30 protein-coding genes are annotated in these 24,346 nt (G+C 56.7%); 12 read left to right on the top strand and 18 right to left on the bottom strand.

Translation table 11 applies throughout. The features are described 5' to 3' along the window. Positions 1–10 precede the first annotated feature (10 nt). The 3 genes from nusB to hisG are packed head-to-tail and all read right to left on the bottom strand — an operon-like array spanning position 11 to position 2,456. Positions 11–478, bottom strand: a complete 468-nt coding sequence (gene nusB, locus FGU71_RS00935) for a transcription antitermination factor NusB (protein ID WP_142786833.1) — start codon at positions 476–478, stop codon at positions 11–13. Next, positions 475–1,767: a histidinol dehydrogenase gene (gene hisD / locus FGU71_RS00930; protein WP_142786832.1), complete on the bottom strand. Its 1,293-nt coding sequence runs from the start codon at positions 1,765–1,767 to the stop codon at positions 475–477. The genes nusB and hisD overlap by 4 nt, the downstream gene beginning before the upstream one ends. After that, positions 1,767–2,456: an ATP phosphoribosyltransferase gene (gene hisG, locus FGU71_RS00925; protein WP_142786831.1), complete on the bottom strand. Its 690-nt coding sequence runs from the start codon at positions 2,454–2,456 to the stop codon at positions 1,767–1,769. The genes hisD and hisG overlap by 1 nt, the downstream gene beginning before the upstream one ends. 89 nt (positions 2,457–2,545) lie before the next feature. On the opposite strand from hisG, the gene FGU71_RS00920 reads away from it, so the two are divergent. Then, positions 2,546–3,628, top strand: coding sequence for a DUF2332 domain-containing protein (locus FGU71_RS00920; protein WP_234035579.1), 1,083 nt, complete (start codon positions 2,546–2,548; stop codon positions 3,626–3,628). On the opposite strand, the gene FGU71_RS00915 is transcribed toward FGU71_RS00920, so the two are convergent. From FGU71_RS00915 to FGU71_RS00905, 3 genes are read right to left on the bottom strand one after another with little or no spacing between them, the layout of a single operon-like run. Next, complete coding sequence (locus tag FGU71_RS00915) at positions 3,625–4,521, bottom strand: alpha/beta fold hydrolase (RefSeq protein ID WP_142786830.1); 897 nt, start codon at positions 4,519–4,521, stop codon at positions 3,625–3,627. The genes FGU71_RS00920 and FGU71_RS00915 overlap by 4 nt on opposite strands. Next, the gene (locus FGU71_RS00910) at positions 4,518–5,330 is read right to left on the bottom strand and encodes an SDR family NAD(P)-dependent oxidoreductase (protein ID WP_142786829.1); all 813 of its coding nucleotides are present in this window, start codon (positions 5,328–5,330) and stop codon (positions 4,518–4,520) included. The genes FGU71_RS00915 and FGU71_RS00910 overlap by 4 nt, the downstream gene beginning before the upstream one ends. Positions 5,331–5,380: 50 nt before the next feature. Then, entirely contained in the window at positions 5,381–5,830 is a 450-nt protein-coding gene (locus tag FGU71_RS00905; RefSeq protein ID WP_142786828.1) for an NUDIX hydrolase, read from the bottom strand. A 140-nt stretch (positions 5,831–5,970) separates the two neighbouring features. On the opposite strand from FGU71_RS00905, the gene FGU71_RS00900 reads away from it, so the two are divergent. Further along, positions 5,971–6,576 (top strand): DUF6445 family protein, encoded by a 606-nt coding sequence (locus FGU71_RS00900; protein ID WP_142786827.1) that lies wholly within the window; start codon positions 5,971–5,973, stop codon positions 6,574–6,576. A 19-nt stretch (positions 6,577–6,595) separates the two neighbouring features. Here the strand turns inward: FGU71_RS00900 and FGU71_RS00895 are convergent, their stop codons facing one another. Then, the gene (locus tag FGU71_RS00895) at positions 6,596–6,862 is read right to left on the bottom strand and encodes a BolA family protein (protein WP_142786826.1); all 267 of its coding nucleotides are present in this window, start codon (positions 6,860–6,862) and stop codon (positions 6,596–6,598) included. 70 nt (positions 6,863–6,932) lie between these two features. Here FGU71_RS00895 and FGU71_RS00890 point away from each other — a divergent pair, with 70 nt between their 5' ends. Both FGU71_RS00890 and FGU71_RS00885 read left to right on the top strand, forming a co-directional pair. Further along, complete coding sequence (locus FGU71_RS00890; protein ID WP_142786825.1) at positions 6,933–7,526, top strand: J domain-containing protein; 594 nt, start codon at positions 6,933–6,935, stop codon at positions 7,524–7,526. Positions 7,527–7,582: 56 nt separating this feature from the next. Further along, positions 7,583–8,227 carry a DUF998 domain-containing protein gene (locus FGU71_RS00885; RefSeq protein ID WP_142786824.1) on the top strand — a complete coding sequence of 215 codons (645 nt, stop codon included), beginning with the start codon at positions 7,583–7,585 and terminating at the stop codon, positions 8,225–8,227. On the opposite strand, the gene FGU71_RS00880 is transcribed toward FGU71_RS00885, so the two are convergent. Beyond that, entirely contained in the window at positions 8,224–9,063 is an 840-nt protein-coding gene (locus tag FGU71_RS00880) for an oxygenase MpaB family protein (RefSeq protein WP_142786823.1), read from the bottom strand. The two genes, FGU71_RS00885 and FGU71_RS00880, sit on opposite strands and share 4 nt — an antisense overlap. A gap of 80 nt (positions 9,064–9,143) precedes the next feature. Between FGU71_RS00880 and FGU71_RS00875 the strand changes: the two genes are divergently transcribed. The 3 genes from FGU71_RS00875 (at position 9,144) to FGU71_RS00865 (ending at position 13,097) form a co-directional block, all read left to right on the top strand. Next, on the top strand, positions 9,144–9,821 hold the full coding sequence (locus FGU71_RS00875) for a cupin domain-containing protein (protein WP_142786822.1): 678 nt from the start codon (positions 9,144–9,146) through the stop codon (positions 9,819–9,821). 83 nt (positions 9,822–9,904) lie between these two features. After that, positions 9,905–10,894: an AAA family ATPase gene (locus FGU71_RS00870; RefSeq protein WP_142786821.1), complete on the top strand. Its 990-nt coding sequence runs from the start codon at positions 9,905–9,907 to the stop codon at positions 10,892–10,894. A gap of 40 nt (positions 10,895–10,934) precedes the next feature. After that, on the top strand, positions 10,935–13,097 hold the full coding sequence (locus FGU71_RS00865) for a transglycosylase domain-containing protein (protein WP_142786820.1): 2,163 nt from the start codon (positions 10,935–10,937) through the stop codon (positions 13,095–13,097). 1 nt (position 13,098) lies between these two features. Here FGU71_RS00865 and FGU71_RS00860 read toward each other — a convergent pair whose 3' ends face one another. Beyond that, positions 13,099–13,491, bottom strand: a complete 393-nt coding sequence (locus FGU71_RS00860; protein WP_142786819.1) for a PaaI family thioesterase — start codon at positions 13,489–13,491, stop codon at positions 13,099–13,101. Further along, positions 13,484–13,972, bottom strand: coding sequence for a PaaI family thioesterase (locus tag FGU71_RS00855; protein ID WP_142786818.1), 489 nt, complete (start codon positions 13,970–13,972; stop codon positions 13,484–13,486). Before FGU71_RS00855 ends, FGU71_RS00860 begins: the two co-directional genes overlap by 8 nt. Before the next feature lie 128 nt (positions 13,973–14,100). On the opposite strand from FGU71_RS00855, the gene FGU71_RS14025 reads away from it, so the two are divergent. Genes FGU71_RS14025 through FGU71_RS00845 form a run of 3 tightly spaced genes read left to right on the top strand, consistent with a single transcriptional unit; the run spans position 14,101 to position 16,157 of the window. Beyond that, positions 14,101–14,259: a hypothetical protein gene (locus FGU71_RS14025; RefSeq protein WP_185960170.1), complete on the top strand. Its 159-nt coding sequence runs from the start codon at positions 14,101–14,103 to the stop codon at positions 14,257–14,259. Positions 14,260–14,277: 18 nt separating this feature from the next. Continuing rightward, positions 14,278–15,261, top strand: coding sequence for a hypothetical protein (locus tag FGU71_RS00850; protein ID WP_142786817.1), 984 nt, complete (start codon positions 14,278–14,280; stop codon positions 15,259–15,261). Further along, entirely contained in the window at positions 15,261–16,157 is an 897-nt protein-coding gene (locus FGU71_RS00845) for a transposase (RefSeq protein WP_142786816.1), read from the top strand. The genes FGU71_RS00850 and FGU71_RS00845 overlap by 1 nt, the downstream gene beginning before the upstream one ends. Here FGU71_RS00845 and ruvX read toward each other — a convergent pair. From ruvX to pyrE, 8 genes are read right to left on the bottom strand one after another with little or no spacing between them, the layout of a single operon-like run. Continuing rightward, the gene (gene ruvX, locus FGU71_RS00840; RefSeq protein WP_142786815.1) at positions 16,154–16,639 is read right to left on the bottom strand and encodes a Holliday junction resolvase RuvX; all 486 of its coding nucleotides are present in this window, start codon (positions 16,637–16,639) and stop codon (positions 16,154–16,156) included. The genes FGU71_RS00845 and ruvX overlap by 4 nt on opposite strands. Next, on the bottom strand, positions 16,621–17,859 hold the full coding sequence (locus FGU71_RS00835; protein WP_142786814.1) for a DUF3089 domain-containing protein: 1,239 nt from the start codon (positions 17,857–17,859) through the stop codon (positions 16,621–16,623). The genes ruvX and FGU71_RS00835 overlap by 19 nt, the downstream gene beginning before the upstream one ends. A gap of 21 nt (positions 17,860–17,880) precedes the next feature. Continuing rightward, a complete protein-coding gene (gene lepB / locus FGU71_RS00830; protein ID WP_234035578.1) occupies positions 17,881–18,759 on the bottom strand; it encodes a signal peptidase I in 879 nt (292 codons plus the stop codon). Positions 18,760–18,781: 22 nt separating this feature from the next. After that, complete coding sequence (gene acpS, locus FGU71_RS00825; protein WP_142786813.1) at positions 18,782–19,192, bottom strand: holo-ACP synthase; 411 nt, start codon at positions 19,190–19,192, stop codon at positions 18,782–18,784. A gap of 2 nt (positions 19,193–19,194) precedes the next feature. Beyond that, positions 19,195–19,500: a hypothetical protein gene (locus tag FGU71_RS00820; RefSeq protein ID WP_142786812.1), complete on the bottom strand. Its 306-nt coding sequence runs from the start codon at positions 19,498–19,500 to the stop codon at positions 19,195–19,197. Beyond that, positions 19,497–19,799: a pyridoxal phosphate biosynthetic protein gene (locus FGU71_RS00815; RefSeq protein ID WP_234035577.1), complete on the bottom strand. Its 303-nt coding sequence runs from the start codon at positions 19,797–19,799 to the stop codon at positions 19,497–19,499. Before FGU71_RS00815 ends, FGU71_RS00820 begins: the two co-directional genes overlap by 4 nt. Continuing rightward, a complete protein-coding gene (locus FGU71_RS00810) occupies positions 19,786–20,541 on the bottom strand; it encodes a pyridoxine 5'-phosphate synthase (RefSeq protein ID WP_142786811.1) in 756 nt (251 codons plus the stop codon). Before FGU71_RS00810 ends, FGU71_RS00815 begins: the two co-directional genes overlap by 14 nt. A 7-nt stretch (positions 20,542–20,548) precedes the next feature. Then, a complete protein-coding gene (pyrE, locus tag FGU71_RS00805) occupies positions 20,549–21,154 on the bottom strand; it encodes an orotate phosphoribosyltransferase (protein WP_142786810.1) in 606 nt (201 codons plus the stop codon). Between the two features lie 272 nt (positions 21,155–21,426). On the opposite strand from pyrE, the gene coxB reads away from it, so the two are divergent. After that, the gene (coxB, locus tag FGU71_RS00800) at positions 21,427–22,443 is read left to right on the top strand and encodes a cytochrome c oxidase subunit II (protein WP_142786809.1); all 1,017 of its coding nucleotides are present in this window, start codon (positions 21,427–21,429) and stop codon (positions 22,441–22,443) included. Positions 22,444–22,510: 67 nt separating this feature from the next. Then, a complete protein-coding gene (ctaD, locus tag FGU71_RS00795) occupies positions 22,511–24,235 on the top strand; it encodes a cytochrome c oxidase subunit I (RefSeq protein ID WP_142786808.1) in 1,725 nt (574 codons plus the stop codon). Positions 24,236–24,346: the final 111 nt, after the last annotated feature.

The raw sequence follows: 24,346 nt of genomic DNA, 5'->3' as shown, positions 1-24,346 counted from the left end.
CCTTGCGAAGTCAGCTTCTCACTTCTTTTGCCACAGCATCCAGAATGCCGTTGACGAATTTGGCTTCGCGGTCGTCAAAGAATGCCTTGGCGACATCGACATACTCGCTGATGGCCGAAGCACTGGGCACATCGGCGCGGGCCAGCAATTCATAACAACCGGCTCGCAAAACCTGCAACATGGTTTTGTCCAAACGTTTGACGGTCCAACCCTCGGCAAGCTTGCTCATCAACAAAGCATCGATTTCCTCGCGTCTGGCATCCACTCCGCGCACGATATCATCGAAAAATTCGATTTCGGCATCGGCAAAGACTTCGCCTTCGTGATCTTCATCGTCCACTTCGCGTCCGAGACGGTGCTGATGAAATTCATTCAGCAGTTTGGACAGGGCAGTTCCCTCCATTTGGAGCTGATACAGCGCCTGCACACTGGCGAGGCGCGCAGTAGATCGGGCTTGGGAACGGGCTGGCGTATTCATTTTTGGCGAAGCTCCACCGATTTTGCATGGGCAGGAAGCCCTTCTGCGTGAGCAAGAGTGGCCGCAGCGGGGCCAATCTTGGCGAAGGAAGCCTCGTCAAGGCCAAGGAAACTGGTGCGTTTCATGAAATCGAGGACCGAAAGCCCACTGGAAAAACGCGCGCGTCTGCCAGTTGGCAGAACATGGTTCGGTCCGGCAACATAATCGCCGACCGCCTCCGGTGTCATCCGGCCCAGAAATATGCTGCCTGCGTGGCGGATGCTTTGCAGCATGGGTTCGGGATTATCGACCGCCAGCTCAACGTGTTCAGCCGCGAGCCGATTGGCGAGCGCAGGCGCTTCGCTTTCCAGATCATTCACCACAATGATCGCGCCATTTGCATCCCAGCTGGTCTTTGCGACCTTGCCGGTTGAAAGCTGGCTGAGCTGGACGGAGACGCTATCTTCGACCAACGCGGCAAACCCCGCATCGTCTGTTATCAGGATCGATTGCGATGTGGGATCGTGTTCGGCCTGACTTAACAGGTCTGCCGCAATCCAATCGGGATCGGTTTTGCCATCGGAAATGACCAGAATTTCTGACGGTCCAGCGACCATATCTATCCCGACCACACCGTAAAGCTGACGTTTCGCCTCTGCGACGTAAGCGTTTCCGGGGCCGGTGATCACATCGACGGGTCTGATTTTGTTTGTACCATAGGCAAGCGCGCCCAAGGCGTGCGCTCCCCCCACACGCCAGATCTCTCCCACGCCAGCGACATGGGCCGCGGCCAAGACAAGCGGGTTGGAATTGCCCTTGGGTGTCGGAGTAACCACCACAATACGTTCGACGCCAGCGACCTGCGCAGGGATGGCATTCATCAGCAGCGATGAAGGGTAGGCCGCGCGTCCGCCGGGCACGTATAGCCCCGCCGCATCAACCGGCCTCCAGATCGCGCCCAACCGCACGCCGGCATCGTCGGTGTAATCGCGATCCTGCGGCATTTGCGCCTCGTGGTACGCCCGGATCCGCGCAGCTGCGAGATCCAGCGCCTCGCGAAGCCCGGTTTCGAGCCCGGCATAGGCTTCGGCGCAGCGTTCCGGGGTGATGATCCAGTCGCTATCATCGGCCAAAGCATAGCCATCGAAGCGCTGACTGTATTCGATCAGCGCGTCATCACCGCGGTTTTTGACCGAGCTGAGAATGCTGGACACTTGTCCTGCAACATCACTGTCTGTTTCACGCCGCGCGTTGACCAGCCGGGTGAAGTTTTTATCAAAATCAGGTGAGAGTGTGGAAAACATCTGCATCAGGCAGCATCCTTGCTAGCGCGCGTTTCCGCATCCGCTCGAAACGCTGCGACCAATTCTGCAACGCGAGGATCCTTTTTAAGAGCCGCCCGGTTCACGATGAGACGGGCAGAAATATCGATAATCTTGCTCGTTTCAGTAAGGCCGTTTTGCTTCAGCGTGGCGCCGGTTGAAACCAGATCGACAATCTGGCGTGCCAATCCAAGTGAAGGCGCAAGCTCCATCGCACCGTTCAATTTCACGCACTCGGCCTGAATTCCGGCGGCTTCAAAGTGCTTGCTGGTCAGGTTTGGATATTTGGTGGCAACTCTGAGGTGGCTGACGCCGGAACGCTCGTCTGTATCCTCGGCAAGGCGCGCCACCGAAAGGCGGCAATGGCCGATATCCAGATCGACCGGCGCGTAGAGATCAGCATAGTCAAATTCTTCAACCACGTCCGATCCGACAATCCCGATTTGTGCGGCTCCGTGCGCGACAAACGTCGCCACATCGAACGCCCGCACACGGATCAGACGCATGTCGGCGCGGGTCGTATCGAACGATAGCGAACGGTTGGACTTGTCGTGGAAGCCTGCATCAGGCACCACTCCGGCACGCGCCATCACTGGCAACGCCTCGTCTAGGATGCGGCCTTTGGGAACAGCGAAAGTCAGCTGTCCAAATGTTTCATTGGCTTGGTCGGTGGTCATTGTCTGTCTTTTCTAATCAGGGCCGCGACTTAGGCATTGCGCGGCCAAAGGGCAATAAGATCGCGTGAACCGAAGCGAAGGAAATTGGGATGAGCAAACCAGACGTGATGGCGATCGAGGAATTTATCGAGGCGCTTGATTGGCAAGCGGACCATGCCGAACAAAACGGCGCGCCCTGCACGGCAAGGGTTGTTCGCTCGCTCGCAAAGGTGCGTGAAAGCGATACAGCGACGGGCGCGCGCATCGCAAACTGGGCCGGGTTGACGCTGAAAGACGCGATGCCGCTGCGGCTCGCAGGCGGGCTGCATCATCTGGTATTGTCCGGGGCAGATCGCCGGCTGGCACGGGTATATAGCGGACAGGTCACCGATCAGGACCGGATTGATGCACTGGTCTGTGAATTGGTCGAAACTTTTGACACGCAGTTGCTTCCTTGGCTTGATGGACCGCCCCAGACGAATGAGGCTGGACGCGCAGCCAGCATTATGGGCGGTTTGTTGTGGCTCGCTCAAAAAACGGTGCCCAAATTTGAGCTGTTCGAATTGGGCGCGAGTGCAGGGGTGCTGACGATGTTGGACCGGTACCGGTTCCAGCTGGGCGAAACAATTGCCGGGCCAAGAGGTTCGCCGATGCAGATCGCACCGGAATGGCGCGGCGAAGTGTCTCCGGCCGCCGCGCCTGCGAATTTTCAGATCCTGTCCGTGTGTGGCTGTGACATTGCGCCGATTGATCTGAGCGATCCCATTAGCGCTCTTCGACTCAAAAGTTACGTGTGGCCTGATGCCCCGGGCCGGATGGCGCGCATTGATGCAGCGATCGCTCTGGCAAGCGCCCGCCCGCCCGATCTGGTCAAGCAGGATGCAGGTGAATTTGTGACGGCGATGCTGGCTGAGCCGCAAACCGAAGGCACCACCCGCGCGATGTTCCATTCGATCATGTGGCAATATATGCCTGCCGCCACGCAAGCGACGATTACCGAGGCGTTTGAGACAGCGGGCAAGGCCGCGAGCGCTCAATCGCCCTTGGCGTGGATCGCGCTTGAAACCGATCCGGCCACTTTTCGGCATGAATTAAAAGTGCGGCTATGGAATGGATCACCCGATGACGGAACGCCGCATCTGATCAGCCATTCCCACCCACACGGCGCATGGGTTGAGTGGCTCGTGCATTAGCTGTTCAGGAATTCTTCCATCGCGGCATTGAACCGTTCGGGCGCTTCCCAAGGCACAAAATGACCGCAGTCGGGCACTTTTACGATGGTCAGCGGGTCAATAATGTCCTCCAACCCTTCGAGGTTTTCCGGCGGCAATGCCAGATCGTCCATCGCCCAGATCACCAGCGTTGGAATGGTTAAGTCCGGCAGAGCCGGCGGCGTATAGCCATCGGGCGGAGCGTAGGGCGCATCCATGGGCGGGACGTGTAAGGAGCTGCCGCGATAGTAATTGATCATTCCGAAACACGCGTCGCGGTCTTCCCAATCGCGGAGCAATTGCGCGCGTTCTTCGGCTTCCATCGTGCTGGGCTTGTCCCATTTGACCTCTTGCATCATCAATCCGGTCAGCCCCTTTTCACGGATCAGTGCATCGTTCGCCGGATCACGGAAACCGCGAATATACTGGCTGGCCTCACGTTGTCCCTTGTGGGTGTAAAGCAGTTTTTGAAAGATCGACGGATGCGGCGCATTGGCGATGATCGCCCGTTCGACCCGCATATGTTGACCGCCAAGCGCCACACCCCAGGCAATCGCTCCGCCCCAATCATGCCCGACTATGGTGAACTTTGCGATGCCAAGCGCATCGGCGAGCAAGAAAATGTCGCCGATCAGTTTGTCGGGCGTATAGGCCTCGATCTCTTGCGGCTTGGACGATCCGCGATAGCCGCGTTGATCGGGGGCAATACAACGGTAACGATCTGAAAAATGCGCAATCTGATTGCGCCAGGTCCGATGACTTTCGGGAAAGCCGTGAAGGAATATGAGGGCCGGGGCGTCGACCGGCCCTTCATCGACCACGTCCAGTTTAATTCCATTGGCAAGCGTAACGCGCTTTTGCTCCAACGTGATCATCCCTCGGCCTCCATCTTCTCCATGTACCCGCCGGCAACCATCTGTGCGACCTGATCAAACAGCGCGTCTGGCGTTCTCCGCATTTCGCCCATCTGCTCCTCCATACCCTGAGCAACGATGATCTCGCGCGTGCCGGCTGCCATTTCATCAAGCATCTTCCTGGCAGCGTCTGCGGCGGGAATACCCTCATCGATGGCTCTGTCGCTTACGCCCCGTTTTGATCCGTCCGCGACCATCGCGTTGCGAGCGACATCGGTCGCGACCGAGCCGGGATAGATTACATGCACATTCACGCCTGTTTGCGACAATTCACCGCGCAGCGCATCACCATAACCGGCAAGGCCGAATTTCACCGCACTATAGGCCGTGCGCATTGGCACTCCGACCTTGCCCGCAATAGAAGATATAAACGCCAGAGCACCCGAACCGCGCTCTGTCATATGACCGATTAGACCCTGACTGAATGCAATCTGCGCTGTCAGATCTATGTCGATGATATCCCTGTAAACCTGCATATCGGTTTTAAGCGCACGGCTGCGCTGCGAAACACCCGCATTGGCAAAGGCAACATCAACGCCGCCTTTCCAGTGGATCGCTTTGGCAGTGGCATCGGCCAATGCGGCATCATCACGCACATCGAACGGTATGATCAATGTCTCACCGCAATCGGCGGCAACTTCGGCAAGGCGGGCCTCGTCTCGTCCGGAGAGCACAATGTGCGCGCCGCGCGATGCCGCATCGCGGGCCAGAGCCGCTCCGATGCCCGATGAAGCGCCTGTTATCCAGATAACCTTGCCCGTGTAATCCATGTCGTTCTCTCCCTTTGCATAGGGATAGCGAGACACCGTGGGCGCGGCAATCAGGTTGCGGCGTGCAACGTAATAATTTCAGCAAGGCTCTCGGGAAAAACGGCCTCATGCCAGTCTGAAAGCTCGTCCACCGTGAACCAGCGGTGCTGCGTCATGACCTTTTGCTCAAGCGCGGTGTGATTGGTTGTATCAATCCGTGCCCCGCCAGCGCGGACAATAAAATACCGCTCATCCGCTTGCACTGGCTCGCCCTCTACGGTGACAAATTCCGGCGTGGTGCGTGCAACCTGATGCCCCGGATCGGCAACAATGCCGGTTTCCTCGAAAAGTTCACGGCGCGCCGCGTCCTCGAAGCTCTCGCCCGGGTCACATTCACCGCCGGTCGTAACCCAAAAGGGCGGTCTGTCCGCAACATCGAACCGGAACATCAAAACCCTGTTTTCAGGATCAAGCACAACAATGCGCGCCGATTTGCGAACACGTTTGGCGGCGTCTTTCATCGCGCACCGCCCAATGAAATGGCGGATCGATCAGGCAGGGTTAGCAATGCGATCACTGCCCATGCATTCCGGCGGATCATTGGCATTTTACCCTTTTCATCATCGCTGTTATCAGGCCGCAACTTGGTTCGGAGCTCGCTATGCCTCTCTCATTTCTCGTCGTCGATGATTTTCTGGATAACCCCGATGCATTTCGGGCGCAGGCGTTAAACCTCGATTATCCTGAACAGGAAGGGCCATATCCGGGGCGCAACAGTGTGCAGCGGCTCGATCTGCCCGGCCTTTCCCAATATGCATCACAATTGGTTGGAGAGCCGCTAAAACCCGTTGAGCCGCTGGATTCGCATGGCAAATGCCGGGTCGCGTTGAAAACAGACCCGCGCCGGGGACAGGTTCACGTCGATCCGTCCCAATGGTCCGGAATATTATATCTGAGCAAGAACGGTGACGGGGTCAGCGGCACCGATTTCTTCCGTCATAAGGCCACTGGTCTGGAACGCTCGCCGATCACCGATGCCGAGGCAGTTTCCATGGGATACAGCAGCCGCGACGCGGTTTTAAACCAGACTATTGAGAAAGACGGAAACAAACGTGCAGCTTGGGAAAAAACGATGGAAATCCCGATGCGCTACAATCGTTTGCTTCTTTTGCGGCCCTGGTTTTTCCATACGTCCGGCCCCGGCTTTGGCCGATCGGTTGACGATGGCAGGCTGATTTATCTGATGTTTTTCACGCTTGCACAATAACGACCGGTGGTTTCCGCGATCAGGGCGCGCTGGCCTTGATCGCGACTGCATGAACCCGTTCACCAACAATATCGCCGAGCGCGGCGATAACAGCGCGCTGGCGGGCAAGACGCGACATATCTGCAAATCCAGGCGCTTCGATCACTATTGTGAAGTGCGATTCGCCTGATCCGTCATCACCGGAATGACCGGAGTGCTGCGCACTGTCATTGATTATGTCCAGCCCGGTAGGATCAAAAGCCTTGGTCAAAAGCTGCTTCATTTCATCTGCGACGGTCCCGCTCATGTCCGCTTGTCCTTTTTGCAATCCGGTTGTTCTTGGCATTTGGGGGTAAAGACACCATTCTCAAGCCCCTATGCCTTCTGCGAAACTCCACGGACGCTACGAAGACGCTGATCGCGTCTGCGAACACCCCACTTGCCGCGATGCGGGTGAATTTCGCGCGCCCGGATACCAGCCGAGCGGATTTGACGGTCCGGGCACGTGGCGCTGGTTCTGTTTGGACCATGTGCGAGAATTCAACGCGGGTTATGACTGGTTTGAGGGGATGAGCGCGGAGGAAATTCTCGCCGCGCAAAGCCCGGCGAGCGGCTGGCGCACGGAAAGTGCGGCATTTTCACCAAGGGCCGCGGTGGATGGGATGCCGCGCTGGGCCGATTATCAGGATCCGCTGGATGCGATATCTGCGCGCGCTGGCGGGATCCGCAGCCGCGCAGAGCGCGAGGCGAAAATGGCTATGGATGGCCGGTTTTCAAAGGTCGAAGCCGAAGCTCTTGAATCCATGGGACTGGGATCGGATACGGATCGCCGCAAATTAAGGCGGCGTTATTCCGAGCTTGTCCGGCGCTATCATCCGGACCGCAATGGCGGCGATCGCAGCCACGAGGCACAACTGAATAAAGTGGTCGAAGCCTATCAATTGCTGCGCAAAAGCGCCACGATACAATAAGTCAAACTGATGGCCCTTCACCAAGTCACTGCGAGATAGCAGTCGTTAGGATTTCCATGGATAACAATCTCGCAAAATCAGCCATTTGGGCTGGAATGTTTCCTCTCCCCGTATGGCTTTTACTGACCACCTTCGCCGGGTTTCTCGCACAGGATTATGACCCGGTATCGTCTCACGTCAGCGTGATGACTTTGCAGGACGGGGCCGCGCATATGATCGCGAATATTGCGGCTCTGATCGCTGGGATAAGTCTGATCGTTTTTGGTGCCGCGATCTGGCGGATATCAAGACGCGCGTTTTCCGGTGGAGCAATGTGCTGGATTGTGTTTGGCATTGCGATGATTTCTAACGGAATTTGGCCGATGGGGTCACCCATGCACGGTTTTTACGTCATCGGAATTTTCAATATCCTTGCGCCGGCTCTTTCTATGCTCGACCTGCAGGATGTCGAGTTTCAGGACGAAAGTGGCAGGCGCAAAATGAATGTGATCACGACCTTCGTCAGTCTATCCGGGATGCTGTATCTATGGCTGGCGCTCACAGGTTTTGAGCCGGAGGGTTTTGCAGGTTTGTCGCAGCGGATCTTCGGCTCGATCAACTTTGCGTGGCCGCTGCTCTTTGCTTATTATTTTAGAGGCTCCGGCGCAGCGTCATTGGCGGATCGCGTGAAATCAGAAAGCAATACCGCCCCGTCTGCCTAATTCTGACGGAAAGCCCATCGCAAGGTGCGTCCGACACCCCATGTCGCGGCGCGAGCGGGCAGGGCGGTCAAAACCGGTTTTTGCAATTTCAACATATGACGGGCCCAATCGGGAAGCATGGCAACGCTTTCCGCGCCGATCACCTTTTGTAATGCGGGCGGCGTTCCTTTTGGACGCTGGCTGAGCACAAGCTGCGCCACTTCGCGCGCTTCGGGTGATGGACGAAGGTCGGACCGCAACTCTCGAAAAACCGCTTCGGCCTCGCTCCTGCTTTCCGGTACTGGATCGGCGCCCAATGCACGGGCAATCACGGCAAATTGCCGGTAATATTCATCCTGATCGGCAAATGGCATATCAGGGCGGACGTGGCGCAAATATCCCGCCAGAAAACTTTGCGCTTCAGCCACATGGACCCAAGCGAGCGTGCGCGGATTGTTGGCAATATACGGGGTGCCATCCGGCAGTGTCCCGCCGACTTTGGCGTGAATCCGGTTAACCCGCTCGATAGCTTTCATCGCCTCGTCGCGGTGACCAAAACTGGTAACAGCGATAAACTTTGCGGTGCGTTGCAGCCTGCCGTGCATGTCTTCGCGAAAGTTCGAATGGTCGAGCACACCCTGAAGCGCATGAGGATGCAGCATTTGAAGCATCAGGCTGCGGATGCCGCCGGTCATCATTCCGACCAGATCGGCGTGCACCAGACGGATCGGGGTATCGCGCTTGAACAAGGCATCGTCCGATGGAGGTACGGGCTTTTGCCCCTTGGACGCATCGTTAAATACGCCGCGCACCTGTTCAACGAGGCGTAGGCGCATGGTTTCAATCGGGTCAGCCATGGCAGTAATGTAATCACTGGCGGCAAAAATTCGAGTATTCAGCCTCTTAATTCTTTCGCGGCTGCTCCCATCTACCGAATATGGAAATCAATGCCGACTTTGAAGAGCCCGTTCTGCGTCATACCAGCCAGATCGACTGGGTCGCCTCGCCGATGGCCGGGGTCGAGCGCCGAATGCTTGATCGAATTGGCGGTGAAGTCGCCCGCGCAACTTCGATCGTCCGCTACGCAAAGGGCAGCTCGTTTGCCGAGCACACCCATTCCGGCGGAGAGGAGTTCATCGTTCTCGAAGGCGTGTTTCAGGACGAGCACGGCGATTATCCGGCGGGCACATATATTCGCAATCCAGTCGGGACGCATCACATCCCCCGCTCTGATCCCGGTTGCACGATTTTTGTAAAGCTGTGGCAATTCGATCCGGCGGATCAGGAACAGATCGCAGTCGATCTGGACTCAATCGAGATATTGCCAGCCCTTGATCGGGCAGGTGTCTCAAGCGCGACGCTGGCCGCGCGCGAATATGAACATGTTGCGCTGGAAGTGTGGGACGCACATGCCAAAGTCGGACTGTCCGATCCGTGCGGGCTTGAAATGCTGATCCTCGACGGTTCGTGCTCCCATAATGACGAAATATATGGCCGCCACGATTGGATTCGCTTGCCCGCCGGAGCAAGCGAGACATTTGTCGCAGAGAGTTCCGGCGCTAGAGTTTGGATCAAGCGCGGGCACCTCGCAAATATTGTCGCTCCTGCGAAATAAGTCGCAAAAACGCACTGACTTGCAAATTTAGCAGCCTTGTCTGTCTTGCAGCATTGCGAATCCCTCTTTAACGCGGGCGCGCAATGAACTCACATTCCTCAGAAGAATTCACCGGCCATAGCGGCCTCCCCACCACGCCAGAGGCGATGATCGATGTGCGCGATACATTTGGTATCGACATTGATCTGCAGGTTCCGGCCTTTGCCGAAACCAGCGAACACGTGCCCGAGCTTGATGAGAGCTATGTCTTCGATCACGACACGACTCTCGCGATCCTGGCTGGCTTTACGCATAACCGCCGTGTGATGGTGCAGGGGTACCATGGCACCGGTAAATCGACCCATATCGAACAAGTCGCAGCGCGCCTGAATTGGCCCAGTATTCGGGTCAATCTGGATGCCCATATCAGCCGAATCGATTTGGTTGGCCGGGATGCGATTGTGTTGAAAGACGGCTTGCAGGTTACCGAGTTCAAGGAAGGTATCCTGCCATGGGCGTTGCAGCATCCTGTGGCGTTGACGTTCGACGAATATGATGCGGGCCGGCCAGACGTAATGTTCGTGATCCAGCGTATTCTTGAATTCGATGGCCGCCTGACGCTGCTCGATCAGAACCGCGTAATCACCCCGAACCCATATTTCCGTCTGTTCGCGACCACCAACACCGTTGGCCTAGGCGACACGAGCGGGCTTTATCATGGCACGCAGGCAATCAACCAAGCGCAAATGGACCGCTGGAACGTGGTTGTTGCGCTGAATTATCTGCCTGCTGAAATAGAGCAGCAGATTGTTAAATCGAAGACCCCGGATGCCGACGAAGCGATGATCGCGGACATGGTGAAGGTGGCCGAGCTTACACGTCAGGGTTTCATGAATGGCGATATTTCGACCGTGATGAGCCCGCGTACAGTCATCACCTGGGCTCAGAATGCCGCGATCTTCAATTCGGTTGGTTTTTCATTTCGTCTGTCATTCCTGAACAAATGCGACGAAGCAGAACGAACCTTGGTGAGCGAATATTACCAGCGGGTCTTTAATGAGGATCTGCCGGAAAGCGCGGCGCAGAGCGTGTAAATCTTGCGTTCAGGCGTATTAGTCTGATAACACAGTCTTGATGGGCCTATTTGCGCGATTCCGAAAACGCTCGAGCGACGAACCGCGAGGCGGCGATAACGGGTTTTATCCGTTATACGAATCGCAGCGAGATTATCATCCCGATGATGACGACGACGCTGGCAGCGATGGCAGCGATGGCAGCGCGTCGCGCCCATCGCCAGATTACAGCGCATGGGACCAGCAGCTTTCGCAGGTCGATCAAAGTATCATTCGCGAAGAACGCCGCCGCATCCCATGGTGGAGGCCAGACCATTACCGTGGCCGCAAAAAGCGCTGGTGGGCGCTGCGAATCATCGCGGCGATATTTCTTTTGTTCTTTGCTCTGGTCGCTTGGCTTGCGATTACTGCGCCGCTTTCCAAATCGCTTGAGCCAATCGCTGCACCTCAGGTCACACTGTTAGCGAGCGACGGAACACCAATCGCTCGAAGCGGAGCGGTGGTGGATGCGCCAGTCAAGGTGGCCGACTTGCCCGAACATGTGATCCAACCATTCCTCGCAATTGAAGATCGCCGGTTTTATTCGCATTGGGGCGTTGATCCCCGCGGTATAGCGCGTGCAGCCTGGACCGGGCGCGGCGGCGGCAGCACCATCACACAGCAGCTGGCCAAATTCACCTTTCTGACACCAGAGCAAACCATGACGCGTAAGGCGCGCGAGGCGCTCATCGCGTTCTGGCTCGAAACCTGGCTGACGAAGGACGAAATCCTCTCGCGCTACCTCTCCAATGCTTATTTCGGAGACAATCAATACGGACTGCGCGCAGCCAGCCTGCATTACTTCTTTCGCAAGCCGGAAAACCTTAAGCCGCAGCAGGCCGCGATGCTTGCCGGCCTGTTGCAAGCGCCATCGCGGTACAATCCGACCAAACATTATGATCGCGCAAAAGCCCGGATGGATCTGGTGATCGGCGCAATGGCCGATGTTGGTTATATCACCGAGGCGCAAGCCGCGAACATGCCTGCGCCTCGCATTGATGTGCGCGCCAGCAACGATGTGCCAACGGGCACCTATTTTGCGGACTGGGCACTGCCGATCGCCCGCGAAGAAATAGAGGCGACCTATTCAAAGCAGGTGATCACGACGACGCTTGATGCCCAGTTGCAGGCTTTGGCCAACAGGGTGACTTCGCGGGCTGCGTTGGGCGATGCGCAAGTCGCTTTGGTGGCCATGCGTCCGACTGGGGAAGTGGTCGCAATGGTGGGCGGCAAAAGTTACGCCAAATCGCCATTCAACCGGGCGACGCAAGCAAAACGCCAACCCGGATCGACTTTCAAACTGTTCGTCTATCTCGCGGCGTTGGAAGCAGGGTGGAACCCAGAAGATACGATCGACAATACGCCAATCGAAAATGGCAGTTACCGCCCGAAAAACTCGCGTGACCGCTATTCCGACACGATCACTCTGGAGGATGCGCTGGCCACGTCGAGCAATGTCGCTGCGGTGCGATTGTTCAATGAGGTTGGAAGCGAAAATGTGATCAGGACTGCCCGTTCGCTTGGCATTGCATCGCCCATGCCCGAAGGCGATCCCAGCCTTGCTCTGGGAACTTCGACGATGACCCTGCTGGAGCTGACGGCTGCCTATGCAGGGGTCTCGGCCAATACGTTTCCAGTAAGGCCGCATGCCATCCCAAAAGCAGAAACAGGGTGGTGGGAATGGATTACCACGACCACGGACAGTGTCTCCAGCCGTGCGCATCAAGATCTTGAACAGATGCTGCGCGCAGCCATTAACCGGGGAACCGGGCGGGCCGCGACATTGCCCATTGCCAATTATGGAAAGACCGGAACAACCCAGAATTACCGCGATGCTTTGTTTGTCGGATATGCGGGCGATCTGGTTGTCGGAGTGTGGGTCGGGAATGACGACAATTCCCCGCTTAACAAAGTAACCGGCGGCGGGCTTCCTGCACGAATCTGGAAAGATTTCATGCGGTCTGCACTGTCATTGCCAGCGCCCAAGCCATCCTCTGCCCCCGATCCCGAAGGTCCGGTGCAGCCGCTGGATATTGAGGAAGGCGAAGAAATCCCGTTGGGACAGGACGGGACTTCAATCCGGTTCGAGGAACAGGGGATCATTCTTTCGCAGGACGGTGTGCCGGTCGAATTGCGGCTGGATGAAAACGGTTTGCAGGTCGAGCAGCTTGAACCTGACCGCTAAATCATGACGCCATCAATATATTCATGATCGCTGTGGCGATGGGCCGGTCGCGATTATCCTGCCATGCCTCGACCGTGATGTTCGCATTGCGACGACCAAGACGGGTTATCCGCCCTTTGGCAAAGCTTGGCTGCGTTTTTCCGGCGGACAGGTATTGGACGGTAATATTGACCGGCTTGAGCTTGGCTTCGCGGCCTTCCTCAATCAGGCGGGCCCGCAGCACCGCGTAGCCTGCATTTTCCAGCAATCCGGCGATTGCGCCGCCGTGATAATGGGCGGGGCGGCCTTCAACTGACGGTCCGAATTCAACTGTCAAAACAGGAACGCCGTTTTCGATGTCATGACCGCGAATGCCAAGCGCAATGGCATAGGGCGGCAGTTCAAGCTTACTCATCGCCGGTCCCCGCTTCGCTGCCATTGGGCACTTTGCCTTGCCGCGGATCTTTGCCGATGGTCATGAAGACACCGGCCACATGCGCCACTGGATCATTGTGGTCACCATCGTGCGCTATCCCGCGAACAAATGCTGCGGATCGGGTGATGCGATAGCATTCAACGCGCCCCCATACAGAGCTGCGCTCGCGCGCGGGGCGTTGATAATCGACCCTCAAATCGAGTGTGGCGATGGGCGTGAACGTGCCCTTTGTTTGCCAGATGGACATGCCGCTTGCCATGTCCATCAGGCTGATGATCGGACCCGATGCAAGCACCGCACGATCGGACTCCCCCAGCAAATCCTCGCGCCACGGCAATTCCAGCTCAACCCAATTGTCCTGATGGGCGCTGTATCTAAGCCCGAGCCAGCCGGTGTGGCCGTGCCTGAAGAAGAATTTCGAGGCTTCGCTGGGATCAAAACGGGCGAGTGGTGTGCTCATGGCAAGACCATTGGAATGCGGCGCAGCGCATTACAATCATTTAATTTCTCTAGCGCAGCTCTTCGCGTCACTTTGGCTCCTGCGCTTCGGCAATTCCGCTGAAGCGCGGGTGCAAAAGGGACCTACACATGAAACTTCCAACACTTGATATTGCTGCCATTCCTGGTCTTGAGACCGCGCAAGGTCTGTACGGATCAGTCAGTCAAATCGGTGCCGCTTACGAGGAATCGATCGTGTCGATCATGGTCTATGTCTATGACAGCGTACCGCCTGAAACGGTCATTTGAACTGGTGATACGGCGGAGATGATTATCCATCCCGACATCGCGGCGCTGCGGAGCGATACAGCTTTGCAGCGCCGCATCTCAGACCGAATGGGCCGCGGTAAAGAGCAGTGGCAAAGGAGCCATGTGGCCCGGGTTCTGGCGCGCGACCTCACCGAATTCGGGGGCGGTTGCGCCCTGTCTCAATGCCCCGGCTTGGCTGCTATCATGACAGCTGCGGATAGCGCCGTTGAGCTGACCGAGATGTGGATCGCATCGGCGCTTGATGCCGTTCGCCAAGAGCCGCTGGGAGAGGTGCCGTATCAATACCGGTACTCTCCGGGCCTCGCCAATATGCAGATCATGCAGTCGGGCCGAGCGTCCTTGAACCTGATTGTTTATGAACGGCAGACCGAATGCAAAGTTCGATTCCCGCAAAGCGTGCTTTTCGCTGATTGTGAATGCCACGAGATCATCCTTTCTGGATCAGCATTGGCGACGCGGCATCAGATGGATGAAACGAGCCAAGACGCGGCATCGATCATCACCACCCGGTTCAATCTGAATGCCGGAGATTGCCTGTCGTTCACCGGGCGCTCGCAGGCTCGTCAGATAGTCAAGGTTGAAAGCGTCATGGCTATCCTGCGCCTGACACGATTGCCGCAGCAGGCCAAACCGTCGCGCGAATACCGGCTGCCCGATGGAGCGTTGCTGAAAAGCACAAGCGGGGATAAAACAGCGAGCCAGCGATTGATGGGGCTCGCGGTGCTGGGCGCTCTGGAATGCTGCGATCCAGTCATTGGTGAGACGTTCCGGTACAGCGCCTTGAACCGCGATGAAGCCCAGGATGTTCGATGGGAGGCGGTGCGGCACATGCTGGCACGCGATAGCAGGGATGGAATGGCCCTTTTGGTGCAGATCGCAGCCGACAAAGGGGATCAGTTGTGTGAGCCAGCGGAGCAGCTGCGCGGGCAATTGTCTTTGGCTCATCCGGAATTGCGACAGCTCTGCGCGGGGGCTGAGTGATGCCGCAATTAATCGAAAGCACATCGGCGCAAACGTGTTCCCTGTCCGAGTGTGAGGAGGCACTTGCACATTGCAATTTTGATCCGCTTGATCCCGAAAGTACGGCCGTCGCTGCCCATTGGCTAAAGCGGCTGACGAATAATCGGACATTCCTGGCGGACATGCTGATTGACCGGATCACAGGGCGTACACAAGGGGACATAGAGAGCGGCTATGGTCCGCAAGCTATCGTGCTGAGCCACAGACGCGGCAATATGTTCTTGCGCGCGAATATCTGGCCTGCGGAACAAGATCTGTGTTTCCGCAACAGCGGCGCAGGCAGCTTCGTTTATGGCGTGCCGCATGATCACAATTTCTCGTTTCTCACGAGCGGATATTGCGGGCCTGGATATCGCAGTGATTATTTTGAGTATGATTATGAAGCGGTGGCCGGTTTCACCGGCGAGCCTGCATCGCTCAACTTTATTGAGCGAAGCGCCCTGCATGAAGGCAAAATCATGCTCTACCGCGCGCACCGCGATGTTCATTCCCAACTGCCACCGGAAAGCCTCTCAGTCTCGCTCAATGTGATGCATGTCGATCCGGCGCAGTGCTGGTTCGATCAATACGGATTCGATCTGGAACAGCGCGAAGTGACACGCGTGCTCAGCCCGAACGCGACCGAGACTTTCTTGCGTATTGCGATCGGCGTTGGATCGGATGAAGCGCTGGATTATTCAGAATGGGTAGGGCGCAACCATCCCAGCGACAGGCTGCGGCTGGCCAGCTTTGAAGCGCGAGCGGCGCGGCTTTCCAATCCATGCGAACAGGACGATCTGTGGCGAATGGCGGAAAAGTCGGGCGGCGAGATGGTAATGGCTATCGCAAAACGGCGCAGAGCGGCGTTGGCCGGTTAGAGTATTCCGCCTGCCAGCCGGTCAATTGCGCCTTGCAAAATGATCGCCGCAGCATGGCTGTCAATGGCCTCGGCACGTTTGGCGCGGCTCATATCTTGTCCGATCATCGCGGCTTCGGCGCTTTGTGTGGACCAGCGTTCGTCCCACAAAAGGATCGGTAAATCAAAAGCTTCGGAGCAATTTCGGGCAAAGGCACGAGCCGCCTGAGCGCGCGGCCCCTCGCTGCCATCCATATTTCGCGGTAGCCCGATGACAAGACCTTGTACGCGGCGCGATTGGATGACTTCCGAAAGCAAGCCTTTATCGCGCGTCCATTTGCCGCGGCCTAATGTCTTGCCATTCGTGGCGAAGCGCCATCCGGCATCGCAGATCGCGGTGCCAATGGTTTTTGTGCCCGGATCCAGACCCAGCAACACGCCGCCATCAGGCAATGCCTCGGCGAAATCCAATGCGGCCTCTGTAATCAGCGCGCCGCCTCCCATGCGGGCACACGGCGATTCACATCGGCTTGGGTGTTGGCCCAAAACAAAGGCAGATCGTAAACATGATAATTGTTGCCCGGCAGCACGTATGAGCCAAGTTCCGGCGGATCACCGATCAGCAACAATCCGCGTTCATCGCAGCGAGCCGGAACCGCGCCGGGCACTAGCTGGCCGGTCGACATCATATCATCGGGGACAAGCGTACCGAGATTGGCGCTGGCCGGCGCCTTGCCGCCATAGGTGCCGGTCAGGGGGTTGGTGCAGAGAATCTGGCTGGTGCCGCGTTTGTTGCCATCAAAGCCAATCGAATTCGCATATGTTTCGATCACGCGCGACGGGTCGGCAGGCTCTGCAAAGCTGGACCATGATACGATACAGCCAGTCTGAGCGGGAGTGGCACATGCGGCAAAGCCGAGCTCGGGTACGTCATGATCGACCGATATCGGCCATCCAATCACATATGCCCCTACCAATCGCTCGGCGGTGGGTGAGCCTTTCACTTCTTCGCGCAGCAACCTTAAGAGATGCAGCGATCCCTGTGAATGTCCTGCAAGCACAATCGGCGTGCTGTCATCCAGTGAACTGAGGAAATACCGATAGGCTTCGACGACATCGGCATAAGCAGCATCGATGGCCTGCTCTGCTTCGGGCGCATCGGTAAGAAACGAACCCATAGTCGCCTGGCGATAACGCGGCGCCCAGATTTCGCTCGCTGAATTAAATGGGCTTGCCATTCCGCGCACATACAGCCGCGCGATACGTTCTGCTTCATCATCGCCGATCGGGGCATTCCAATTGTCACGGCTTAGATAACTGGTCGGGTGAACGAAAAAGACTGCGTAATCGCCGACCGCATCAATAGCAGTTGCATCGGCTGCTGCCTTTGGGCGCGTTACGGCCTTGCCCGCCACGCTTTGGGTAGCTGCTGCATTGGCGTTATTTGCTGTGTCGGCGCCCTCTGCTCCATCGGCGCTATCCATAATGCTGGTCGCCATCGCAGGTTGCCAACGCGCAGGGTCGGTTACCCCGATCCCGGGCCGGGAATACCACAAGGCGGTATCTTGGTACGCGTTCGCCTCGAGCGGCTTTGTCGGGTTGAATTCAGATGACGGGACGAGCGCAAACTCGGCCAGTTCGTCCTGAAACATCTCGTAACCGATGCGGCCGACGAGGAAGAGAACGATACAGATCGCGATGAAGTAGAGAAATTTTTTGGCCATGATGGTCCACTAACGCCCGCTTCACTCTTCGGTTTCATATCCTTCGGCGATTGGCGGGCGCAGCGTTGTCCATGCCCGATCACCGCGAAGGCTTGAGAACCAGCTCGCCGGGTTCCACGTGGTCGATCCGTCGAGTGAGAAGGTGATGAATTCCGCGCGGCCGCCAATGTTTTCCATCGGAATGGCTCCGCCTAATCCGCGCGCTTCGGCAGGCGCGCGGCTGTCGGCGCTTTCATCACGGTTATCACCCATGACGAAAACGTGGTCTTCGGGAATGACCTGAGGCCCGAAATTATCAAGCGGCTGGTTGGTGTGGTCGATGACCAGATAGGTCGCGCCGTTGGGCAGAGTTTCCCGGTAGGTTTCCGGCTCAAAATAGTCTGTCCCGTCTGCACCGGTCACTCTGTACCGGTCAAAATTTTCAAGACAGGCACGCTTGCCCAAGCTGCTATCGCACAGCAATTCTGGTTCGAATGGAATACGAACCGGCGGCACGATTTCGCGTTTTACCGGAACTCCATTAAGGATGATCCGGCCATCGCGAACCTCAATCGTGTCCCCCGGAAGCGCAACGACACGCTTGATATAATCCTCGTTACGGGTCGGATGAACCGGAATGACGATGTCACCATATTCAGGGTTTGAGCCAAGCACGCGCCATTCGCCGCGCGGCAGCATGTGAAAACTCGCCGATGCCCATGACCAACCATAGGGATATTTGCTCACCACGAGGCGGTCACCAACATACAGGCTGGGCATCATGGAGGTGGAGGGAATGTAGAATGGTTTGGCGACGAGACTGTGAAACGCCAGCACTGCGAGCAGCATGATCGCCAGCCCGCGCAGTTCGGCGAACCAGTTGATCTTTTCTTCGGTCTGAGGGTCGGTTTGATGGTTCACAATTTTGGTTTCGGCACTCTGTTCAAACGTCGGTCATGGGCAGGGCTTCGATTATGACGAAGGCCTGTGCCCATGGATGATCGTCGGTTAGGGTAAGATGAATATGCGCCTCATGGCCTGAAGGGATCATTTCTTCAAGCCGCTTTGCAGCGCCGCCGGTGAGAGCAAGTGTGGGTGCACCCGAAGGCGCGTTGACCACGCCGATATCTTTCATGAACACACCGCGTTTAAACCCCGTGCCTACGGCCTTGCTGAAGGCTTCTTTCGCAGCGAAGCGTTTGGCGTACGTTCCGGCAATGGTAAAAGGGCGGCGACGGGCTTTCGCGCGCTCGATATCAGTAAAAACGCGGTTTTCGAAACGCTTGCCAAACCGGTCGAGCGAATTTTGAATGCGTTCAATATTGCACAGATCAGAGCCAAGACCGATTAACATATCTAAATGACCGCTCCGGCTGCGAGTAAGATGATTGCAGCGCCAATGACGCTAAGCCCAAACAGCATAAAGACAAATTGTTCCTGGCCCGTGTTCCAAAGATACACCGTGAGTGCAATAAACGCCACTGTGATCAATACAGTGGCACAGATGATCGCCATTTCGCCAAGCGGGATTGGCCTGCCGCGATAGGCCTCCGATCCAAAAGCCAGCGCGAGCAAGAACATGCCCCCGGTGCCGATCAAAAGTATCCCGTACCAAACCAGCAACAGGATCAGCGGCCAACTGCGAGGCGTAGCCGTTCTCAACCCGGAGTTGCCCTGATAACCAAAGCGATCAGCAGGCCCAGCACCATCATGTGCAGCATCACCTGAGTTTTGAACAACGGATGGGCAAGATCGCCATTGCCCAGTTTCAATGATCCGACATACCCGAACATCTGCAACACCACCCATCCTATCGCGAACGGCAGCATGATGCCTTCTGCAAAGGCAAACCCAAGAAAACCGACCGCCGTAAGCAGCATTGTCGATCCGAGGAACGCCCAGCGTTTCTGTTCTGCCGTCAGGTCCGGTGCTTTGCTGGTGTCCATATCAGCGTGCATCATCCATCAATTCGCGCATCCGGAGCACAGCATTTTCCAGCCCCACAAAAACCGCCTCACCCACCAGATAATGTCCGATATTCAGTTCGGCGATGTGAGGTATTGCGGCAATCGGTTGGACATTATCATAGGTGAGTCCGTGCCCTGCGTGCGGCTCGATTCCGTTCTTTGCTGCGAGTGCGGACATGTCGGCGATGCGGCGCAGTTCGCGCTCTATACGGTCACTGTCGCCGTCAAGAATGGCATGGGCATATTCGCCGGTGTGAAATTCAACAACTGGAGCGCCAAGGCGTAGCGCGGCGTCGAGCTGGCGCTCGCTTGCCTCGATAAACAGCGACACACGGATGCCCGCGCTGCGCAGTTCATCCACAATCGGCACCAATGTGTTGTGCAATCCAGCTGCGTCGAGCCCGCCTTCGGTCGTGCGTTCTTCGCGCTTTTCCGGGACAATGCAGGCCGCATGGGGTTTGTGGCGCAGTGCAATATCCAACATTTCGCGGGTTGCGGCCATTTCCAGATTAAGCGGAAGATTGGTCGCCGCCTGAATGCGGGCCAAGTCCTCATCGCGAATATGGCGGCGATCCTCGCGCAGATGCGCGGTGATCCCGTCACCGCCAACGCGGCTTACGATTTCGGCTGCGCGGACGGGATCGGGATGATCGCCTCCGCGCGCATTTCGGATCGTCGCGACATGATCAATGTTCACGCCGAGACGCAGTGGGTGTGGGTGGAGCGATGCTGTCATAATCTGCTTATTCTTTGCGGCTGCCGGGCTTCGTTATATCTACGCTCGCCAGGCTTTCCGGGATGCTGTCTGCATCATAAGTCGGAAAATCGAATGCGGCGAGCGGGTAAAACGGGACGCCAAGATCGACTGTCCCGACCGACCGATCAATCAAAGCGCATTCGGCGATTACTTCACCGCCTTCGCGGGCAATTGCGGCGATAGCTTCGCGGCTAGAGAGTCCGGTTGTCACGACATCTTCAACCATCAGGACTCTCGATCCCGGCTCTAGCGCAAAACCGCGCCGCAGATGAAATGTACCCTCGGGCCGTTCAAGAAAGATCGCATCTTTATCAAGCACCCGGCCAATTTCATGGCCGATTATGATACCGCCCATGGCCGGAGATACGACGACATCCACGTTTTCCACGATTTCATCGGGTAGGCCAGCGACTACGGCCTGCGCCAATCGGGCGGCGCGCGCCGGGTTCATCAGAACACGGGCGCATTGTAGGTAATGGCCACTATGTTTGCCCGAAGAGAGTTTGAAATGCCCCTCCAGTAGGGCACCAGAGCCGCGAAACTCGGCGAGCACTTGCTCTTCAGTGCGGGGCAGATCGGAGGCTGGGTTCATGAGTTTCAAAGCCTTTGCATAGCAGTTTTGGTGACAATTAGAGGGTTTTTACCCAGCTCTAGACCGGGCTTTACAGGGCGAACTTGCGCAGGAAACACAGACCATTGCATAATTTTCTCCCTAGAACCGCTTGAGACACGGGGCAAGCACGGCTAATAGGCCATCAAAGCTGACATAAGTGTCGGCAAAGGCGTCGTCCGATTCACTTCGCAAAAGCGCGGCGGATCAGAGGCGACATGGGATTAAAATCGAAAGTTAGTTTGGGCGCATTTATGATGGGGCACATCCATACCCGTTTGAAGTTTGGCTTTTTGACAGCGTTTGCTGCGTTGCTTGCTGTGGTTACGCCGCAGACTGCAATTGCGCAGGAAACCGTTGGCGCTGAGGTTCCGGCCACTGCGGCTCCGCAGGAAATTTCTGCCGGAGACACTGTGGCACCAGAGGCTTCTGGCGCTTACACGCCGATGACGCCGACAGAGGGCAAAGGTATGCCCACCAGCGCGAATGACGATGTCCTGAAAAGCATGACTTTTCAGGATCAATATACCGAAGATGGTCTTTATGCGCTGGCCATGCACGATTATATCTTGATGCCGGTTATCACCGCTATCAGCGTGTTTGTGCTGTTCCTGCTGTTCTGGGTTGTGATCCGGTTCAACCGCAAGGCCAATCCTGAGCCTTCGAAGACCACGCACAACACGCTCATCGAAGTCGTCTGGACGATTGTACCGGCGCTCATCCTTGTCGTGATCGCAGTTCCTTCGATCACGCTGCTTGCGCGTCAATACGAGACACCGCCGGAAGAGGCGATCACGATCAAAGCAACCGGTTATCAGTGGTATTGGGGCTACAATTACCCAGACTATGGCGATGTGGAGATCATCTCCAACATGCTTTCTGATGCTGATGCAATTGCCAATGGTGAGCCAGCGAAGCTCGCAGTCGACAACCGGATGGTTGTTCCTGCCGGTGTTCCGCTGCGCATTCAGACCACTGCCGCTGATGTGATCCACGCATTTTCCGTACCATCGCTCTGGTTCAAAATGGATGCTGTACCGGGCCGGTTGAACGAAAAATTGCTGACAATTAAAGAGCCCGGCCTTTATTACGGTCAATGTTCTGAATTGTGCGGCGCGCGCCACGGCTACATGCCCATCGCGGTTGAAGCTCTTCCGATGGAAGAATTCGAAGCATGGATCATCGAGCAGGGCGGCGAAAAGCCCGGCGTTGAAGAAGTTGCAGAAGAAGCTGCGACCGAAGACGCTGCAGAAGCGGTGCCAGCTGCATAAGACGCTGAGCGCTGATACAAACGCCGATTGAATAACGAAAACGATACGAACCGAGAGAATCAAAACCATGGCTACCACCGCTGAAGGTTTCGACACCCCAACAACCGGAAACGCCGGAGACCACGGACATGATCATGCCGATCATAAGCCGAGTTTCTTCGCGCGCTGGTTTATGTCGACCAACCACAAAGATATCGGCACGCTTTATCTGATCTTCGCGATTATCGCGGGTATCGTGGGCGGCGCCATGTCAGGCGTGATGCGTCTTGAACTGGCCGAACCCGGCATTCAATATCTTGGCGATGCGGTGGCTTTCTTTGGCGGTAACCCGACAGAGAACGCCAACCTTCACATGTGGAACGTGTTCATCACGGCCCACGGTTTGATTATGGTCTTCTTCATGGTCATGCCGGCTATGATCGGCGGTTTTGGTAACTGGTTCGTACCGCTTATGATTGGTGCGCCGGACATGGCCTTCCCGCGCATGAACAACGTATCGTTCTGGCTGACTGTAGCCGGCTTTATCAGCCTGTGTTTCTCATTGTTTGTGCCGGGTACCGGGCCAGACGCGCTGGGCGCAGGTGTGGGCTGGACAGTCTACGCACCGCTTTCAACCACCGGTAACCCGGGGCCTGCGGTCGATTTTGCAATCTTCTCGCTTCACCTTGCGGGCGCGGGTTCTATCCTTGGTGCCACCAACTTCATCACCACCATTTTCAACATGCGTGCGCCGGGTATGACCCTGCACAAAATGCCGCTGTTTGTATGGTCGGTGCTGGTCACAGCATTCCTGCTTCTGCTTGCGCTTCCGGTGCTTGCTGCGGCGATCACGATGTTGCTGACCGATCGCAACTTCCAGACCACATTCTTTGATCCAGCTGGCGGCGGGGACCCTGTTCTTTACCAGCACCTGTTCTGGTTCTTTGGTCACCCCGAAGTGTACATCATGATTCTGCCAGGGTTTGGCATGATCTCCCAGATCGTCGCGACTTTCAGCCGTAAGCCGGTCTTCGGTTACCTCGGCATGGCCTATGCTATGGTTGCAATCGGTGTCGTCGGCTTCATCGTCTGGGCGCACCACATGTACACTGTCGGCCTCGACGTAAACACGAAGATGTACTTCACCGCAGCCACGATGGTAATCGCGGTGCCAACCGGTGTGAAGATCTTCAGCTGGATCGCCACAATGTGGGGCGGCAGCATGGAGTTCAAATCACCGATGGTTTGGGCGATGGGTTTCATCTTCCTGTTCACCGTCGGCGGTGTGACCGGTGTTGTGCTCGCCAATGGCGGTATCGATGATAACCTGCATGACACGTATTATGTGGTTGCCCACTTCCACTATGTCTTGTCGATGGGTGCGGTCTTCTCGTTGTTCGCCGGTTTCTATTACTGGTTCCCGAAGATGAGCGGACGGATGCATTCCGAACTTCTTTCGCACCTTCATTTCTGGGGTTTCTTCATCGGTGTGAACGTGATCTTCTTCCCGCAGCACTTCCTGGGTATGAACGGAATGCCGCGCCGTATCCCTGACTATCCAGAGGCCTATGCATACTGGAACGAGATCAGTTCTTATGGCTATGTGATCATGGCTGCTTCGATGCTGATCTTCTTCGTCAACCTGGTCTATGCATTCACAGCCGGTAAGAAAGCCGCTGCGAACCCATGGGGTGAAGGCGCGACGACGCTGGAATGGACGCTTTCGAGCCCTCCACCGTTCCACCAGTTCGAAACGCTTCCCGTGATCGAGGATCACCACGACTACCACGACCACCGTCCGGCTTCGGCCTGATCGTGATGGACCGGCGGATCGGTGCAATTGCTCCGTGATCCGCGGCCAAACAGAAAAGGGGGAGAGCGCGCTGGAGATAGCGCGCTCTCTTTCAAATCAGACAGGCACTTG

This window comes from Erythrobacter insulae, from assembly GCF_007004095.1.
In the GTDB taxonomy this organism is placed as follows: Bacteria; Pseudomonadota; Alphaproteobacteria; order Sphingomonadales; family Sphingomonadaceae; genus Erythrobacter; species Erythrobacter insulae.
The sequence above is the reverse complement of the archived record's forward strand: the minus strand, read 5'-3'. Positions and strand labels throughout refer to the sequence as shown.